Origin of the sequence: Paenibacillus methanolicus (genome assembly GCF_008124765.1) — a bacterium.
Lineage (GTDB): Bacteria > Bacillota > Bacilli > Paenibacillales > Paenibacillaceae > Paenibacillus_Z > Paenibacillus_Z methanolicus.
Window position 1 is genome coordinate 12,134 of the sequence record NZ_VNHS01000003.1, and the last position, 15,919, is coordinate 28,052.

Consider the following 15,919-nt stretch of genomic DNA (forward strand, 5'->3'; position numbering starts at 1 on the left):
CCTTATCCGCGCATGCTGCGCTCGAACGCAAGAGGCTCCGCGACCGCGGAGCCTCTTGCCGTTGCTAGGCTATTTTCGCCTACTAGCGCTCCTTCACCTTGCCGGAGGCGACGATCAGATAACCCGGGAATAACGCGCGTTCTTCGACTTCCAGACCTTGCGCCCACTGCCGTATCACGGTTTTCAACGTTTCCCGCTCAGGTAGAAAATCCAGAAAGTCTAGACCGGTCTCGAATGCCAGCTCGGACTCCTCGATCTCCTCAAGCCCCGCCGCTTCGAATTCCTCCCGCAGCGACGCCAGCGGAATTTCCACGCCGTATGCCCACGCGCCGGTCTGCTCGGCATATGCTTTGCCCAGCCGATACGGCAGGCAGCGGGCATTCGGCACGAACGCGACGACGCGGCCCCCCGGCCGCGTGACCCTCGCCATCTCGGCCACGATTCGGGTCCGCTCCTCCTGCTCGTAGTGTTCCAGCACGCCCGCGTTCCAGCATACATCTACCTCGTCATCGGCCAAGGATAGCTGTCGAATATCTTCCCGCAGGAACGTCGCCGTCCGCCCCTTCCGGCGAAACGCGAGGCTGCTCTGTCCGAGCGCCGCTTCCGAATAATCCGCGAGCACCGCATCCGCGCCGTCCATCGCGAGACAGAGCGAAATTTTGCCAGATCCCGAACCTGCCTCCAGCACGCGTTTCCCCTTTAGGTCGCCGGATACCTTGCGCAGCGCGTCGTAGATGGCCAGACTCAGCGCATCCCAGTGATAGGACGGCTCCGCGGACCAGATTTTGTCCCATACCTGCGTTTGATCGATGTTCTGCAATTCCGGCGCCTCCCCGATTAGATTTCGATCCAGCTGACGGATACATTTAACAAAGCCGTCGTTTGCGCGTTCTGCAGCGTGACGATGAACCGCCCGCCCGGCGGCACGACGATCCGGCCGTTCTCTACGTTCTCCGCCGGTCCCGCCGCCTGGAAAACCGAAGTTAGCGTGACGCCGCCCGTGACCGGGTTTACAGTCGAGATGCTGAAGGACGGGATCATCTGGCTGACGTCCGAATAGGAGGAATTTTCATTAAAAGCGCTTAACGCCACGCCGCCGTTTAACGTGCCGTTGCGAACGTAAAAGAGCACCGTAGAGATTTGGGCGCCCGAGTCGACGCTCGCAACTCTGGCGGTCCGGTTCGCCGTGGTCGGATTGGATAGTTGCAAAGAAAGGAAGCTGCCGGCCGTCACCGTTCTCGGCGCGGTGGTGGCCGCGTACATGACGCCCTCGTTCGATCCTCTCTCCGGTATGCCGGCGGCGGCAAGCGGCTGGTTAATGCTGCCTGATCCATTAAAGTTGGGCATGCGATCACCTCTATTAAAAAAGAGACCTTCAACACGAGCGTCGCGTCGCCATCTACGCTAAAATTCGGTCCAACTGACGGCGATGCTCATGGCGTTGGTTCCGGCGACGTTCTTCTGAAGCACGACGAGAAACCGGCCTCCGGGCGGAATAATAAGCCGGCCGTTCTCGTCATTGACCGGCGTGCCGGTCGTTTGGATAGACACGGACAGCGTGGCGCCGCCCGTAACCGGAAGCGCGGTCGACGTGCTGAAGCTCGGGATCATTTGACTGACGTCCGAGAAGCCGAAGTTGCCGTTAAAAGCGCTCAAGGCGACCCCGCCGTTCAGCGTGCCGTTGCGCACATAATACAAGGTCGAATTGACCAGTCCGCCTCCCTGCACGCGCACGATGCGCACCGCGCGGTTCGCCGTCGTCGGATTCGATACCTGGAGGACGAGGAAACCGTTGGGACCGACGTTCTGCAGGTTGGTCGTCGCGTAGTATAACACGCCTTCGTTCGAGCCGGTCTCGGCCGCTCCCGCGACGGTCAGCGGATGGTTGATATTGCCGAACGCGCCGAAATTAGGCATGCAGCCACCTCCCTGTCCCTGTTATCGGGCCAATCCGCGCCTACACCGCGGCATGCGTATGGGCAAGGAACGTCGTCAGCACGGCTCTCCACTTGGCGCGCCATTCGTCTTCGCCGAAGGCAAGGGCGGTCTCTCTTGCTCGTGCCCCCATGCGGAGGCGCAGATCAGCATCTTCGATCAGCCGGCCGATCGCGTCGGCCAGCTCCTGCTCGCCCGGATGGACGAGCAGCCCATTGTAACCGTTCAAGATCAAGTCGTTCAGACCGCCCACCTGGCTCGCCACGACGGGGATGCCGCAGCTTAGCGCTTCGAGGCAGGCGTACGACGTCCCTTCGGAGAATACGCTCGGAATGACCGCGATATCCGCCCGCCGATAGGCTTCCGCGACTTGGCCGAACGGATACACCCGGTGCAGCAGCCGGTCCTGCTCCGGATGCCGATCCAGCCAGATTCGAAACGCCTCGCACAGCGGATCGCCGCCAATCGTCTCGCCCGCGAATTCGATCACTGCCTGCGGATAGGCATCCAGCAGCCGATCGGCCGCCAGCATCATCGGCACGATCCCGCGTTCTACGCTGATCCGCCGCGGGAACAAGACGCGCAGCTCGCCGTAATTCGCTCGCTCCCCGGCAGGCGCGAAGATATCCGTATCCACGGCGTTCGGTATAAGTCGCACCTTCTCACGATCGTCGTACCGGCACGCGGAGCGGCAGTAGGTGAGAAAGTGGGAATCCACCGTCACGATCATCGTAAGCTCGCTGAGCGCATGTTGGATCGCCTGGCGTACCGCTTCCTTCGGTGCTCCGTCAATGCGCGGTTCATCCCAATTGATCCCATGGCAGATGCCTAAGCTTCCCGGCCGGTAGTCCAGCATCGTCCACATTTGGCTGGAGTAGATTAACCGGCCTTCCGCCTCTCGGCTCATGCGCCCGAACGTCTCGCGAACGGAGTGCGTGCACGCGTAACCTTTGACCCGAATGCCCTCCACCGCACGGTCGAAATCGCCCTGGAAGGACAATTGGTGCACTTCCGGTTCCGCGCCCATCTCGCGAATGACGCCGCACAGATTGAAAATGTACCGTTCCAAACCGCCTCCGAAAATCCGGTCTAACCGGCCGTTGTACGCATCGGCGAAGCTGTGGGTCAATATGCCGACCTTGCTCACCGTTCCTCCTCCTTCCATTCGACCAGACGCGGATTCGGATCCAGAATCGACGCATACTGAGCGGCATTGCCCAGCGTGCCGTCGGGATCGTGCGCGAGATAGCGGTCATATTTGCCGCGCCTCTCCGCTTCGTCGCCCGCCCAGCCGTAATGCTTGATTCGGATGTCGGACAAATAACCGGGAAGCGCGCCGTACGTCATGGGGATGCGGGGAACATGGTGGCCGCGCGAAGGGTAGAAATAATAATACCCCGGCAAATACCGGACGAGCGCCGCGGTATGGCGATGGTGCAGGCGCCACAGGTCGTCTTCGCGGTAATGGGTCGTGCCGCCCCAAAAGTCGTACATGCGAAATCCGACCCAATCGTAGCGATCCTGATCGACAAGCGCTCGGGCTTCGGCTTTCATCCGGTCTTCGAACACTTCGTCCGCGTCGACGGCAAGCAGCCAACCCGGACCGTCCGCGCAGGCCGCCTTCCACAACCGCGCCTTCAGCTCCGATTCCCGTCCGAAATGCGATTCCGTCATCTCCACGATCCGCGCGACCTTCGGGAAGGACCGGCACAGCTTCACCGTATCGTCGGTGCTGGCATCGTCGACGATGACGATATCGTCCACGACATCCGACAGCTCGCGGAGGACAAGCTCCAAATAACGGTCCGCTTCATTGCGCACCTGCATGAAGGCGCGTATCCGATTGCCGGCGCCGCGTCGTATATTGTTCAACGGTCTTTCCCCCCTCCCTACATACGCCTTCATGAGACGAGTACGCCGTCCGACGCTTGCAGACGGGCAAGCTCCCTGTCGATGTCCGCCAGCTCCAGCAGGTCCCGATAGGAGCCGGTATGCGCCGCCGCTCGCCAGAACGAACGCATCGCGCCTCTCCGATCGCCTTCCAGCAAGGCGAGCTGTCCGAGCAGAAGTTCCCGTTCCGCAAAATCCCGCCAATTCGCGGCTTCAATCGGAGCCGCTCCGTAAGTCCCGATCGCCGCCCGGAGATCGCCTGACAATACGGCGGCCGATCGAAGCTGCCGCCGCGCATCCGGATGGCCGCTAGCCGCAAGCAGCCTTCTGGCCGTACGCGCATCGCCGACATGCAGCAGAAGCTCGCCAATGGCCAAAGCCCTCTCTCCTTGCCCATATAGCGCCAGCAACCGTTCATAACGGGCTCGGTCTTCCTCGGTCGTGCAAGTAATGCCATACGCGTCGAGCGCCTTCTCCAGATCGCCGCTCCGCAGCCGGATCGCCGCCAAGAATCGGAATCGCGTAGCAAGCGCGTCCGGCTTGGCCGCCAGCAGACAAGCCGCATAGCATTGCTGCAGGCTGGCCGCCGCTTCGTCCGTTTCGCCCAGTAAATACCGATAGAACGACTGTAGGTACCAGACGAGTTCCTGCGAATCGCCGAGTGCCGACAACCGCTCATAGTATCGGAGCTGCTCATCCCACTGACGACGCATGACGAAGTCGATCGCCTTTCCTAAGCGGCACAGCGCCATTGCCTCCAGCAGAGCTTCTCCGTCTCGAGACGGCCACGATGCGTCCGTCGATTCCCGCGGCGAGCCGATGACCAGCACCGCTTCATACTGAAACAGCAACTCCGTATAGACGCGCTCGGAATCGGTTATGATCAAGGCCGCCGCGGCCTTCAGCCTCTTGGCGTGCTCGTTCCATCGAGAGGACGCCCCCTCCGGCGCCTCTGCATGCAGCGCGACCACGATCGGATAGCGGAAGATCGGGACGACGGTAGGCGCAAACGGATGCGCGACGAATGCGGCGCACTCCTCGCTTGTCAATTCCGCCGCTTCGCGGTAGCTAATGATCCGGACGTTGTCCGCCCCGCCGCTCCCTCCGGCCGGATAAGCCGCATAGACGGCGCCGTGCGAGGCTAGCCAATCCGCCAAATGCCGGTAAGCGAACGATTCCCAAGGTCGATCGGGAAAAAACACGATATTCATGCGGATCGCAAGCCTCCTTCTCCCTGTCCGTTCGCCTTTCAGGGTCCTCTCTAAATATATCGGCGGATCTGGAAAAACATGACGTAATAAGCAAAACAGGCATGCTACCCAGTAAGGGCAACATGCCAGCACGCGTTCGATTATAGATGTGATGAATTGTCGACCTTTGAACGCGCATTTAAAGAATGACGCCGTCCTTGAAAATCGCGATCTCGCGAAAACCGTTGCGTTCGTTATGCGTCTTGTACGTGCCGGAGGCAAGATCAAGCAGCTGCGTCCACAACTCATCCGTCATCTCGGACATCGCCTTGTCCTCTAACAGCCGTCCCGCGTTGTAATCGATCCAATTCTTCTTGTGGAGCGCCAGATCCGAATTGGTCGCAATCTTCACCGTCGGCACCGGACCGCCGAACGGCGTGCCGCGTCCGGTCGTGAACAGAACGGCATGCGCGCCCGAAGCCGCCAGCGCCGTGACGGAGACCAGATCGTTCCCCGGCGCTTCGAGCAGCTGAAGACCAGTCCCCCGCGTCCGTTGGCCGTAAGGCACGACGCCGCGGACGATCGCGCGGCCGCCCTTCTGCGTGCAGCCAAGCGATTTCTCTTCCAGCGTGCTGATGCCGCCCGCCTTGTTCCCTGGCGACGGGTTCTCGTAGATTTCCTGACCATGCCGGACGAAATAGTGCTTGAAGTCGTTGATGAGCGCCACGATCTCGCGGAATACCGTCTCGTCCGCCGCGCGGTTCATCAGAATCGTCTCCGCCCCGAACATCTCCGGCACCTCGGTCAGAATCGCCGTGCCCCCGGCCGCCGTCAGCCGGTCGGCGATCGTGCCGACGAGCGGATTAGCCGTAATGCCGGAGAATCCGTCCGATCCGCCGCATTTCAGACCCAGCTTCAATCGGGACACCGGAACCGGCTCCCGCTCGAACGCGCCGGCATACGCGATGAGCTCATCGATCAACGCCAGGCCTTGCTCCAGCTCGTCCTCTTCCTCCTGCGCGCTCATGAATTTCACGCGGCGCGGATCATAGTCGCCGATCGCCTCCTGGAACAAGGCGATGCCGTTGTTCTCGCAGCCGAGACCCACGACGAGCACGCCGGCCGCGTTCGGATGGTTCACCAACGAGGCGAGCAGCCGCTGCGTGTACTTCAGATCGTCGCCGAGCTGCGAGCAGCCGAACGGATGGGCGAAATGAAACACGCCGTCCACCGGCGCTTCGGCTCTGGCATCGCCGCGCTTGGCTAGAATCTCGCACGTCTTGTTAATGCAGCCGACCGTATTGATGATCCATATCTCGTTGCGGATGCCAACCTCGCCGTTCGGACGCACATAGCCTTGGAAAGTCGCGACCGGCTCCGACGGGACCTTCGCCTCGTCCGGCACCGGTTCGTAGTTGTAGTCGAGAATAGCGCCAAGCCCCGTCTTCAAGTTATGCGTATGCACCCATGCGCCGGGCTCGATGTCCGACTTGGCTTTCCCGATGGAGTAACCGAATTTGAAGACGTCCGCGCCTTCGGCAACGGGTCCGGTCAGCACCTTGTGGCCTTTGGGAATATCTTCTCTGACGGCTAGGATCGCGCCATTCTCCAGCTGAAGCCGTTCGCCGGCCGCGAGCGGCCGCAGCGCGATGACGACTTGGTCCCGTTCGGACAACCGCACCCAATCAGACATCGCGTCCACCTCGCTCCATGCGCTCGATCTCGCGTGTAACCGATTGGTTCAAGTCTTGCCAGACGGACATATCCGTCCCCCACAGCTCGGCGTCCGCCAGCAGCCCGCTCACGACGTCGCCAAGCTCCCGCTGCTCCGAACTTTGCCGCACCCAATGCCCCGCCAGCCGCTCCAGAACTCGCGCGTCGTCGCGCACGGCATACGGCAAGCCTTCTAACGATGTTCCCGCATAGGTACCGTCCGCCTGCTTCTCGATCTTGTAATAACGGAGCAAGCCGGCCAAGCTTAACGCAAGTCCTATCGGAACCAACTTGCCGGACTCGCCGTAGCTGCGGATCGATGGCAGCAAGCGCGCGTTGAATTTGCTGATCGAATTCATCGCGATATCCGCCAGCCGGTGTCGAATATACGGGTTGCCGAACCGGTCGAACACGCTAGCCGCATAACCGCGCAGCTCCTCGGCGTCGTAAGGGAGGGACGGCACGATCTCCTCCAGCACCGTCCTCCGCACCTCCGCGCCGAGCACGGGATGTTCCAGCAGCTCACGGACATGCTCCACGCCATGCAAAATGCCGATCGGCGACATCCAGGTGTGGGCGCCGTTCAGAATCCGAACTTTCCGCTGCTGATAGGGCTTCAAATCGTCCGTCCAGTGGACGTTCAGCCCCGCCTTGCGAAGCGGCAACAGCGCCTCCATCTCCGGTTCGGCCTCGATCGCCCACAGATGGTACGGCTCCGCGGTGCACAACATGGCATCCCGGTATCCCCACTCGGCGAACCAAGCTTCGGCTCGAGCTTCTTCCGGGTATCCGGTCACGATGCGGTCGACCAACGAATTCAAAAACCGGTTATGTTCCGCTACCCACGTCTTGAACGCTTCCGGGAAATTCCAGTCTTCGGCGTATCGCAGCACAACTTGCTTCAAGGCGTCGCCGTTGCGCTCGAGCAGCTCGCAAGGCAGTAGAACGAGCCCTTTGTCCGGAGCGCCTTGAAACGCTTGGAACCGTTCGTGCAGCAAGAAGGCGAGCTTGCCCGGATAGGAGAGAATCGGTCCGTCGGTTAATTCCTCCGGCCGGTAGACGATCCCAGCCTCCGTCGTGTTCGACACGACGACCTGCAGGTCGGCGCTAACGGCGATATCGCGCAGCCGCGCCCACTCCGAATACGGATCGAAGACGTGGGAGAATACCTGGATCGTCTCCTTGCGCGATACCGGCGCGCCGTTCTCGAGACCTTGCGTGACCAACGTGTAGAGGCCATCCTGCCGCGCCAGCTGGTCGATCTTCGCTTTGCCTTCCGGTCTGGGCTGCGTGACCGCGATGCTACCCGCGTATAACCCTTGCGCCCGGCAAGATTGGATCATCCAATCCACGAAGCCGCGCAGGAAATTGCCTTCGCCGATCTGCAGAATCGTCACCGGCGCGTTCTGGAGCGCTTCCAGCGCTTCGCGCTCCGCCAGGCCCAGCGTTCGTTCGCTTAACGTTTTCATCTTGACATTCCCCTTTGCAATCGCTTTCGTTAGATACTGTTTCCATTATAAATAATCAAATATCAGAATCATATTGCGCTGGATTGCATAATTGTACTGTATTTTGATATTGTGGAAGTAGAAATCGAAGGTGAAGGAGTTGGTCGCGCTGGAACCTTTCCGCAGACCTTTTTTCGGCGATCCGCTATTCCCTTTCCATATCATCTACCGGGCCTTGAAGCATCCGCAGCACGAGCTCCCCGACCATCTGCACGATCGCTACGAGCTGGTCTACGTTCATCGGGGCAGCGGCACGTTCTTCATCGACAAGACGCTCTACGACAAGAAGCCCGGCGACCTGTTCCTCATTCCCGGCAATACGGTTCATCGGGCGTTCCCGGAGGCGGCCGATCCGATCGTCTCGACGGCGGTCTTCTTCGCGCCCGCGCTTATGGAAGGCGGACCGTACGACGATGGACGGCCGCTGCTGCAAGGCTTCGATATCGCAAGGCGGCAAGGCCGACACCGGTTCTCGGTTCCGGAAGACCTCCGCCGAGCGATCGAGTCGGCCTTGGATACCATCCACGAGGAGCATGAGAGCCGCGAAGCCGGCTATCGCGCGGCTATTCGACTGGAGCTCGGGAGGCTGCTGCTGCTGCTTGGCCGATATTTGAACCAGCAGTTCGCGGACAGACCGGCCGACGGCGTGCATGTTCCTTCCTGGATCCGGAGCGCGCTGCATACGATCGACGCGGCGCCGGAACAACCTCACAGCTTGACCGCGTTCGCCGACGCGGCCGCGGTATCGGCGTCGCACTTCTCGCGGACGTTCAAGCAATTCACCGGCATGAACGTGACCGATTACGTCAACGCCAAGCGCATCATCCGGGCGAAGGAGCTATTGACCGGGACCGACGGCACGATCGCGGACATCGCGGAGCGGTGCGGGTTCGCGAGCATTCCCCATTTTCACCGGGTATTCAAGGCGCTGACGGACGTGACGCCTTCGTCGTACCGCAGAGGTCATGCCGCGGCCGACGATGCCGCTTCGCGTTAGCCCGCCGCCAAGGTAACCGGAAGGCGCCGTCTATAAGCGGCGGTACGCGTTTCATTCCCGAGACTTACAAGCTGATTAATCACGCGACGGCTAATCTTTTTTCGCAATGAAAAGGGGAACGATTGCCTCCCCGGCGATCGTTCCCCTCTTCGCTTACTTTCCTTTTTTCTTCAGTTCTTCCCGCATCTGCAGAGCCGGACCAACCTGTTTCGACATCACTTTAAGGTCCGCCACCATCTTCTTCATGCCTTTATTCTCCGACATGAACGTCAGCACGCGCGCCAGTTGCGATAGCTTCATCCGCTTCAACCTCCCGTTCCTTGGGCATCGACTGTCCCATTGGGGCAGATTATGCGAGAAGATAAGCGCCCGTCGCGGCGAACGCCTGCAATGTTAAAGACTATCTAAAGAGTGGAAAAACGGTTGTTTTTGTATCGTTCGCTACAGAAACTACATTTTCACCCGTGCTATGATACATACACCTCGTAACAAAACCCCCGAAATGGAGTGACACGTTTTGACCACCGAACATATTCACCAACGGCTTGCTTCCCTCAACGAAAGCACGCGCGACCTCGAATGCTGCGTGGAGCTGCTCTGCACGCTCCAGCGCAGCCGCGGCCCCGTCGTCGAGACGGTCCTCGCCATTAAGGCCGCCAAACCAAATCTGCATACGATGCTGAAACGACGGCTGATCAACAATCCCGGCCTATCGCTCGCGATGCAGCTCTAATCTCCCCGCTCGATCCTCCCGGAAACCCCCGCTTCACATACGATCCTTTCGCCTGCCTATCTTCTATACGACCAAGCGCTGCAGGCGCATGCCTGCGGCGCTTGTCGATCCACCCTCGCCACGTCTTTCTTTACTCCTCCTTGCGAAATTGAAGCTGCAGCTTGGCGGCGAGTTCTTCCGTGTCCGCCCAGCGGATCGGCCGCGCTTGCCCCGGCGGCACGCTTACGCCATCCGCCTGTTCCTTCCGCACCGTCCAGATGACCGGGATGCGATTGCCTTGCGCGAAGCCTGCCGCGTAGAACACGGACGGCGACTGTCCGGTTGCGTCCGCGATGGCGAATTTACAGCCGGCCAGCATCGTCGCCGCGTCCTCATCCCCTCTCCGCTGCTCTTCCCACGTGTTCAACATCGGCTGATAGCCGATGCTCGCAAGTCCCGGAAGAATGTCGTCGATCCACGCTTGGCGAAGCTGCTCGTCGCGGGGCAGCAGCACGGCGCACCTTTTGGCCCCCAGCTTCCCTTCGGCTTCGGCCGCCTTCGCCCATCCTTCCTCGGTCAGCTTAAGGGAAGAACCGCTCCGTTCGATCAAACCCTCTTGCCGCAAACAATCGATTATATAGATGAACTCCTGCAAATTAGGCGAATAGGTCAAGTTATACCGCTCCGTCAACCGGTGAATGAACACCGGCACGTTCGCGCCTTGCGCATTCCGGTACAAATAGCGAATCAGGCGAATCGCCTTCTCTTCGATCGAACCCGGCACGTCCGGCGACGTACGGATGGACGCGATCGTCTCCTCCGTTAACGCGACGGCTTCGTCGTATTCCGTACGTTCGCGGATGTAGCCCGACACGAGCGGGAATAATTCCGACTTCGCCCGAAACCCGGCTTCCTGGCCGGTCGCGTAGTAATCGTGCCGCAATCGGTACTGACCGCTTGGCGCGCAGAAGCAGTTCTCAAACAGCAGCTCCTCCCCTACCAACCTTGCCGGCACGATTTGTTCGCAAAATAAACAACGTTTCGTTTCCATCTCAATCGCTCCCCTCCTTAAGGAGGTTCGGGCGCAATGCCCGGTTCGAGGGGGTACGAAAGATTAAAAGATTATCATCAAAGCTGATTGGTTTGCGTTCACGGTCGTATGACCGGGAATGCAACATTCAGCCGAAGCTGATTGGTTTGCGTTCACGGTCGTATGACCGGGAATGCAGCATTCAGCCGAAGCTGATTGGTTTGCGTTCACGGTCGTATGACCGGGAATGCAGCATTCAGCGATAAAGTAATACAGCGAGTTTTTACGTGAAACCGCTAAACTCTCCTGTATTCAAAGGCAAAAAGGCCATTTCGGAGTCTCTCCGAGATGGCCTTCTTACGTTACGCCGCACGATGGGATGCTACTTCGCGACGTTCGTCACGGTCTGTCCCGCCGATCGCCGCTTGGATGCCGAACGTTCCGCCCGGTCCATCAGCTTGTCCACCGCCATGACCGTGAACGCCCCCAATGCCAATCCGCCGATGACATCCAGCACCCAATGGATCGTGAGGTATAGCGTCGAGTAGATCACGAGCGAACAGTACGAAACCATGATCCACTTATACAGCCTTCCCCGTTCGCGAAGCGCCAGCAGCAGCACGGCGAACGACACGGACGTATGCATGCTCGGGAAGCAATTGCGCACGGTGCTCAGCAGTTCGGCGCCCGCCAAATTCCGCGCCATGCCGTCCGGCTCGCCGAGAACGAACCAAACCTCGTTCAGCAGAATCGTCATGTAGAACGGCACGATGAACGGAAGCTGCAGCATATGGCTCGACAGCGTGTAACGGATCATTTTCAGCGCGTCCTTCGCCAGGAAGCTTCGCAGCAGCGCGGCGCCCCACGCCATAATGAAGCCGTAATCATAGATCCAGCGCATGAACCACGTGAAGCTTTCCGGCTGCACGATCCGGAAAATCGCGCCGTCGTTGAACGGCATCGCCCGGAATGCGTCGTCCCAATGCCACAGATGCCCGCCGTCCAACCAATGAGCTACGAACCAGTACCAGAACGGAGCCGCATATTGAAACAGCAGACCGATCACGATTAGAAGCGGCAGACCGAGCGGCAGGAACCGCCTCCAGGTCATCTCGTTCCGGTCTTCGCGGTAATCCGAGACGACCGCCGCCAGAAACGCGATATTCATCATCCAGTAGATTGTCTTGGTGTCCAGCTCATTCAACCCCGCAGTTCGTTTCGACTCTATACGCGCATTCCGATTTTATCACGGATTCGCACGGATCGGGGAGAGGAATACACGAAATGCGTCTACTCCGCCGCGATCCCCTGCACGAGCTGATTCGCCTGCTGCGCGGGGAACGGCTGGACGCGAATCACAACCTCGATCAGCTTGCCGCTGTACGGGAACGGCGCTTCGTAATCGAGCCCGACCGCGGTCTGCGCATTATGGCCAACCGTGAACGAGCCTGCTCCGTTGGAGCTGTTCGAGGTAACCACGTCGCCGCTTCCGATCGGCTCTCCGTTCAAGAACAAGCGTACATTCCCCCGTCCTGCGCCGGTCGGGACGAATTCGTAGGTCAGCTTCACGCGTCCGGCCGGCAGCTCCCGGTTCGAGACGATCGTATAATGCCGGTCTCCGAAATAATTGTAGTGATAGACAAGCTGATTATGCCTGATATAGAGCGCGTATCCGCCAAACCGGTTGCCATCCGCGACGAGCACGCCCTCTTCCAACACGTCGTCACGCTCGAGAATCGCTTCGATCGTATGCGGATGGTTGTTCAAAATCGGAATATCCGTCGTGTGAAGCGCGAGCGACGAAGGAACGAAGCGGTATTCGATCGCACCGCCATCCGACGCCGTAGCATGCGGACCAAGCGGTCTGCCTTTCACGATGTCGAACGCCCGCTCCATCATCGCCCGCCCGTCGATCGGCAGCACGCCGTATTTCCCGGCTTCCGTCCACCAGCGCTCGACCAGGTCGCGCACCTTCTCCGGGTACTGGCCGGCTAAGTTCCGGTTCTCGGCGAAATCCTCCTCTTCGTGGTAAAGCTCCCATGCGTCCGCCTCGAACGGCGTGCCCGGCACGTGATTGGTGACGGCCTTCCAGCCTTGATGCCAGATCGCGCGATGGCCGAGCATCTCGTAATATTGCGTTCGCTTGCGGGTCGGGGCATCGGCATCGTCGAACGTGTACGCCAAGCTGACGCCGTGCAGGGGCAGCTGCGGGACTCCGCCGATTTCGCGCGGCGCGTCCACGCCGATCAATTCCAGCACCGTCGGCACGATATCCGCCACGTGATGGTACTGGGAGCGAATGCCGTTCTCGGCTTTGATGCGGCGCGGATAATGGATCAGAAGCGGATCTTTCACGCCGCCCGCGTGCACCCACGTTTTGTACCATTTCAACGGCGTATTTCCCGCGCTTGCCCATCCAAGCGGATAGTGGTTGTAGGTCGTCGGTCCGCCGATCTCGTCGATCCGCTTGATCTCCTCGTCGACTACCGTCGGCACGCCATAGAAGCCTTTATGCTCGTTCAGCGAGCCGTTCGGTCCGCCCTCCGGACTGGCCCCGTTGTCGGAGATGAGCACGATGATCGTATCGTCTAATTGGCCCAGCTCGCCCAACGTGTCCACCAGCCGTCCGATATGATGGTCCGTATGCTCCAGGAACCCGGCGAACGCCTCCTGCAGGCGGGCATAGAACTTCTTCTCGTTAGCGCTAAGAGAGTCCCACGGCTGCACGAGCGGATTGCGCGGCGGCAGTTCCGTCTGCGGCGGAACGACGCCAAGCTCTTTCTGGCGCTCGAACCACTCCTCGCGCACGATGTCCCATCCTTGATCGAATTTCCCTTTATAGTTATCGATGAATTCGCTCGGCGCCTGATGCGGGGCATGCGTCGCGCCATAAGCAAGATAAAGGAAGAACGGCTTGTCCGGCGCAGCCGCTTTCTGCTCCCGCACGTATTCGATGGCGCGGTCCGTCAGGTCCTCGCTCAAATGATAGCCCTGTTCTGGCTTCTTCGGCGCCGCGACCGCGCGGTTGTACTCGACCAGCTCCGGATAATATTGATCGGTCTCGCCGTTCAGGAAGCCGTAGTAATGTTCGAATCCGCGTCCCGTCGGCCAGTTGTCGAACGGACCCGCGTACGATTGCTCCGAGCCCGGCACGAGATGCCACTTGCCGATCGCCGCCGTATTGTAGCCCTGCTCCTTCAAGATTTCCGCGATCGTCCCGGTCTCCTTGCTTATCGAACCGCGCGTGTTCGGGAAACCGTTGTGAAACTCCGCGATCATGCCAACGCCGGCCGCGTGCGAATTGCGTCCGGTTAAGAGCGACGCCCGGGTTGGCGAGCACATCGAGTTCGTATGGAAATTCGTATAGCGGAGTCCACCGCCGGCCAGACGGTCCAAATTCGGCGTCGCGATCGTAGAGCCGTAGCTGCCAAGATGCGCGAACCCGGTATCGTCGAGCACGATGAAGACGACATTCGGCGCGCTCTCCGGCGCCTTCGGCCCGTTCGACCAATCCGGTACCGATTCTTGCACGGTGCGTCCGATGACGCCTTGGAAAGCTGGGGATACTGGCTGTTTGGTTGACATGGATTGCCTCCTCGAAATAGTTGTCTTTACTCACCGGTTTAATCGGATTAACGACGGCGAACAAGCGTCGGAGCCCATAAAAAAAGACTCACGCGCACGGCCGCGAGCGGCAGCGGTGAATCTCTGGAGGTCCAGTCAATTCGGCTATTGCGCACAACCTGAACCGGGCGTCAGTTAGTGCTTTGTTCCAGATGTTACCACCATGCCGGAATCCGTGTCAACCTCGAATTTTCAAGCCGTTCAATCGGTCCCTATGTACGTTTTGAAGCCCGTCCATTCATTTAAGCTGCATTTAAGTTACCGGGCCTATTGTGTACCTATCGACAGAATGACTTGCGAGGAGAGATTACGATGAACAATCCAAATAGAAAACCGAAACGAAAGCTGGCGATCGGCCTCACCGTCTCCGTCCTAACGGTCGGCGGCATCCTCTACGGACTTGCGGACCGCTATCTCATCGAGCATGTGGAAGTGGTCGTCGCTCAGCCGACGGTGACGGCCGCCAGCACGACCGTGGCCGCCAACACCGACGCGACCGGCTCAACGGCGCAAACTGCGGCAACGACGACCTCGAAGGCGGACGCGGAGCAATCAACCGCCGCAACCGCAGACGATTGGAACTACACCAGCGACAATATGAGCATCGCCATCCAGAAGGTCGAGACCGGTTCGGGCGAGGACAAGATTACCTACTACGTCGCCGAAGTGCAGCTCAAGAGCGCGGCCAATCTGCTGACCGCATTCGCGGATAACGCGTTCGGTCGCAACATTATCGCCAATACGTCCGACATCGCCTCTGCGAACAACGCCATTTTCGCCATAAACGGCGACTACTATGGCTTTCGCGACAACGGCGTCATCATCCGCAACGGCACCTTATACCGCGATGAACCCGCCCGCATCGGGTTGGCGATGTACAGCGACGGCACGATGGCTTCCTATAACGAAGAAGACATTTCGGCCGAGGAGCTGCTGGCGGAAGGCGTCACGAATACGTTCTCGTTCGGTCCGGTCCTCGTGCAGGATGGCGCGGTCGCGACGAATCTGGACGACGTGAAGATCGACAACAACTTCGGCAATCGCTCCATCGACGGCGCCAATCCGCGGACGGGCGTCGGCATCATCTCGCCGAACCACTACGCGTTCGTCGTAGTCGACGGACGCCAAGCGAATTACAGCCGGGGCATGACGTTGAACGAATTCGCGCAGCTGTTCGAAGATTTGGGCGCGACGGAAGCCTACAATCTCGACGGCGGCGGCTCGTCCACGATGTATTTCAACGGACGCGTCGTGAACAGCCCGGGAAGACAAGGCGAGGAACGCGGCGTCAGCGATATTATTTATCTTGCCGAATAGCCG

The 15,919-nt window shown here is 59.8% G+C and carries 15 protein-coding genes; 3 read left to right on the plus strand and 12 right to left on the minus strand.

The window, feature by feature from the left end:
* Positions 1–82: 82 nt before the first annotated feature.
* From BCM02_RS09110 to BCM02_RS09145, 8 genes are all read right to left on the minus strand, one after another.
* Entirely contained in the window at positions 83–820 is a 738-nt protein-coding gene (locus BCM02_RS09110) for a class I SAM-dependent methyltransferase (protein WP_246183284.1), read from the minus strand.
* A 17-nt stretch (positions 821–837) separates the two neighbouring features.
* A complete protein-coding gene (locus BCM02_RS09115) occupies positions 838–1,347 on the minus strand; it encodes a hypothetical protein (protein WP_148928783.1) in 510 nt (169 codons plus the stop codon).
* 57 nt (positions 1,348–1,404) lie between these two features.
* Positions 1,405–1,917: a hypothetical protein gene (locus tag BCM02_RS09120; RefSeq protein WP_148928784.1), complete on the minus strand. Its 513-nt coding sequence runs from the start codon at positions 1,915–1,917 to the stop codon at positions 1,405–1,407.
* Between the two features lie 40 nt (positions 1,918–1,957).
* Positions 1,958–3,082: a glycosyltransferase family 4 protein gene (locus BCM02_RS09125; protein WP_148928785.1), complete on the minus strand. Its 1,125-nt coding sequence runs from the start codon at positions 3,080–3,082 to the stop codon at positions 1,958–1,960.
* Positions 3,079–3,807: a glycosyltransferase gene (locus BCM02_RS09130; protein WP_246183285.1), complete on the minus strand. Its 729-nt coding sequence runs from the start codon at positions 3,805–3,807 to the stop codon at positions 3,079–3,081. Before BCM02_RS09130 ends, BCM02_RS09125 begins: the two co-directional genes overlap by 4 nt.
* Before the next feature lie 29 nt (positions 3,808–3,836).
* On the minus strand, positions 3,837–5,036 hold the full coding sequence (locus tag BCM02_RS09135; RefSeq protein WP_148928787.1) for a tetratricopeptide repeat protein: 1,200 nt from the start codon (positions 5,034–5,036) through the stop codon (positions 3,837–3,839).
* A gap of 178 nt (positions 5,037–5,214) precedes the next feature.
* On the minus strand, positions 5,215–6,708 hold the full coding sequence (locus BCM02_RS09140; RefSeq protein WP_148928788.1) for a UxaA family hydrolase: 1,494 nt from the start codon (positions 6,706–6,708) through the stop codon (positions 5,215–5,217).
* Positions 6,701–8,197, minus strand: a complete 1,497-nt coding sequence (locus BCM02_RS09145; RefSeq protein WP_148928789.1) for a tagaturonate reductase — start codon at positions 8,195–8,197, stop codon at positions 6,701–6,703. The genes BCM02_RS09140 and BCM02_RS09145 overlap by 8 nt, the downstream gene beginning before the upstream one ends.
* 130 nt (positions 8,198–8,327) lie before the next feature.
* Between BCM02_RS09145 and BCM02_RS09150 the strand changes: the two genes are divergently transcribed.
* Positions 8,328–9,233, plus strand: coding sequence for a helix-turn-helix transcriptional regulator (locus BCM02_RS09150; RefSeq protein ID WP_246183286.1), 906 nt, complete (start codon positions 8,328–8,330; stop codon positions 9,231–9,233).
* 153 nt (positions 9,234–9,386) lie between these two features.
* Here BCM02_RS09150 and BCM02_RS35200 read toward each other — a convergent pair whose 3' ends face one another.
* On the minus strand, positions 9,387–9,533 hold the full coding sequence (locus tag BCM02_RS35200) for a hypothetical protein (protein ID WP_187434109.1): 147 nt from the start codon (positions 9,531–9,533) through the stop codon (positions 9,387–9,389).
* Between the two features lie 217 nt (positions 9,534–9,750).
* Between BCM02_RS35200 and BCM02_RS09155 the strand changes: the two genes are divergently transcribed.
* Positions 9,751–9,966, plus strand: a complete 216-nt coding sequence (locus BCM02_RS09155) for a hypothetical protein (RefSeq protein WP_148928790.1) — start codon at positions 9,751–9,753, stop codon at positions 9,964–9,966.
* Between the two features lie 130 nt (positions 9,967–10,096).
* Here the strand turns inward: BCM02_RS09155 and BCM02_RS09160 are convergent, their stop codons facing one another.
* The 3 genes from BCM02_RS09160 to BCM02_RS09170 all read right to left on the minus strand — a co-directional run bounded on the left by BCM02_RS09160 (position 10,097) and on the right by BCM02_RS09170 (position 14,560).
* Positions 10,097–10,996, minus strand: a complete 900-nt coding sequence (locus BCM02_RS09160) for a hypothetical protein (RefSeq protein ID WP_148928791.1) — start codon at positions 10,994–10,996, stop codon at positions 10,097–10,099.
* A 361-nt stretch (positions 10,997–11,357) separates the two neighbouring features.
* Positions 11,358–12,179: a phosphatase PAP2 family protein gene (locus BCM02_RS09165; RefSeq protein WP_148928792.1), complete on the minus strand. Its 822-nt coding sequence runs from the start codon at positions 12,177–12,179 to the stop codon at positions 11,358–11,360.
* An 86-nt stretch (positions 12,180–12,265) separates the two neighbouring features.
* Complete coding sequence (locus tag BCM02_RS09170) at positions 12,266–14,560, minus strand: arylsulfatase (RefSeq protein WP_148928793.1); 2,295 nt, start codon at positions 14,558–14,560, stop codon at positions 12,266–12,268.
* Positions 14,561–14,911: 351 nt separating this feature from the next.
* Between BCM02_RS09170 and BCM02_RS09175 the strand changes: the two genes are divergently transcribed.
* Positions 14,912–15,916: a phosphodiester glycosidase family protein gene (locus BCM02_RS09175; protein ID WP_148928794.1), complete on the plus strand. Its 1,005-nt coding sequence runs from the start codon at positions 14,912–14,914 to the stop codon at positions 15,914–15,916.
* Positions 15,917–15,919: the final 3 nt, after the last annotated feature.

What these genes read in the sequence shown, in the direction of transcription:
- BCM02_RS09140 (WP_148928788.1), bottom strand. Translation starts at nt 6,708, where the DNA reads ATGTCTGATTGGGTGCGGTTGTCCGAACGGGACCAAGTCGTCATCGCG.
- BCM02_RS09145 (WP_148928789.1), bottom strand. Translation starts at nt 8,197, where the DNA reads ATGAAAACGTTAAGCGAACGAACGCTGGGCCTGGCGGAGCGCGAAGCG.
- BCM02_RS09120 (WP_148928784.1), bottom strand. Translation starts at nt 1,917, where the DNA reads ATGCCTAATTTCGGCGCGTTCGGCAATATCAACCATCCGCTGACCGTC.
- BCM02_RS09115 (WP_148928783.1), bottom strand. Translation starts at nt 1,347, where the DNA reads ATGCCCAACTTTAATGGATCAGGCAGCATTAACCAGCCGCTTGCCGCC.
- BCM02_RS09135 (WP_148928787.1), bottom strand. Translation starts at nt 5,036, where the DNA reads ATGAATATCGTGTTTTTTCCCGATCGACCTTGGGAATCGTTCGCTTAC.
- BCM02_RS09175 (WP_148928794.1), top strand. Translation starts at nt 14,912, where the DNA reads ATGAACAATCCAAATAGAAAACCGAAACGAAAGCTGGCGATCGGCCTC.
- BCM02_RS09160 (WP_148928791.1), bottom strand. Translation starts at nt 10,996, where the DNA reads ATGGAAACGAAACGTTGTTTATTTTGCGAACAAATCGTGCCGGCAAGG.
- BCM02_RS09170 (WP_148928793.1), bottom strand. Translation starts at nt 14,560, where the DNA reads ATGTCAACCAAACAGCCAGTATCCCCAGCTTTCCAAGGCGTCATCGGA.
- BCM02_RS35200 (WP_187434109.1), bottom strand. Translation starts at nt 9,533, where the DNA reads ATGAAGCTATCGCAACTGGCGCGCGTGCTGACGTTCATGTCGGAGAAT.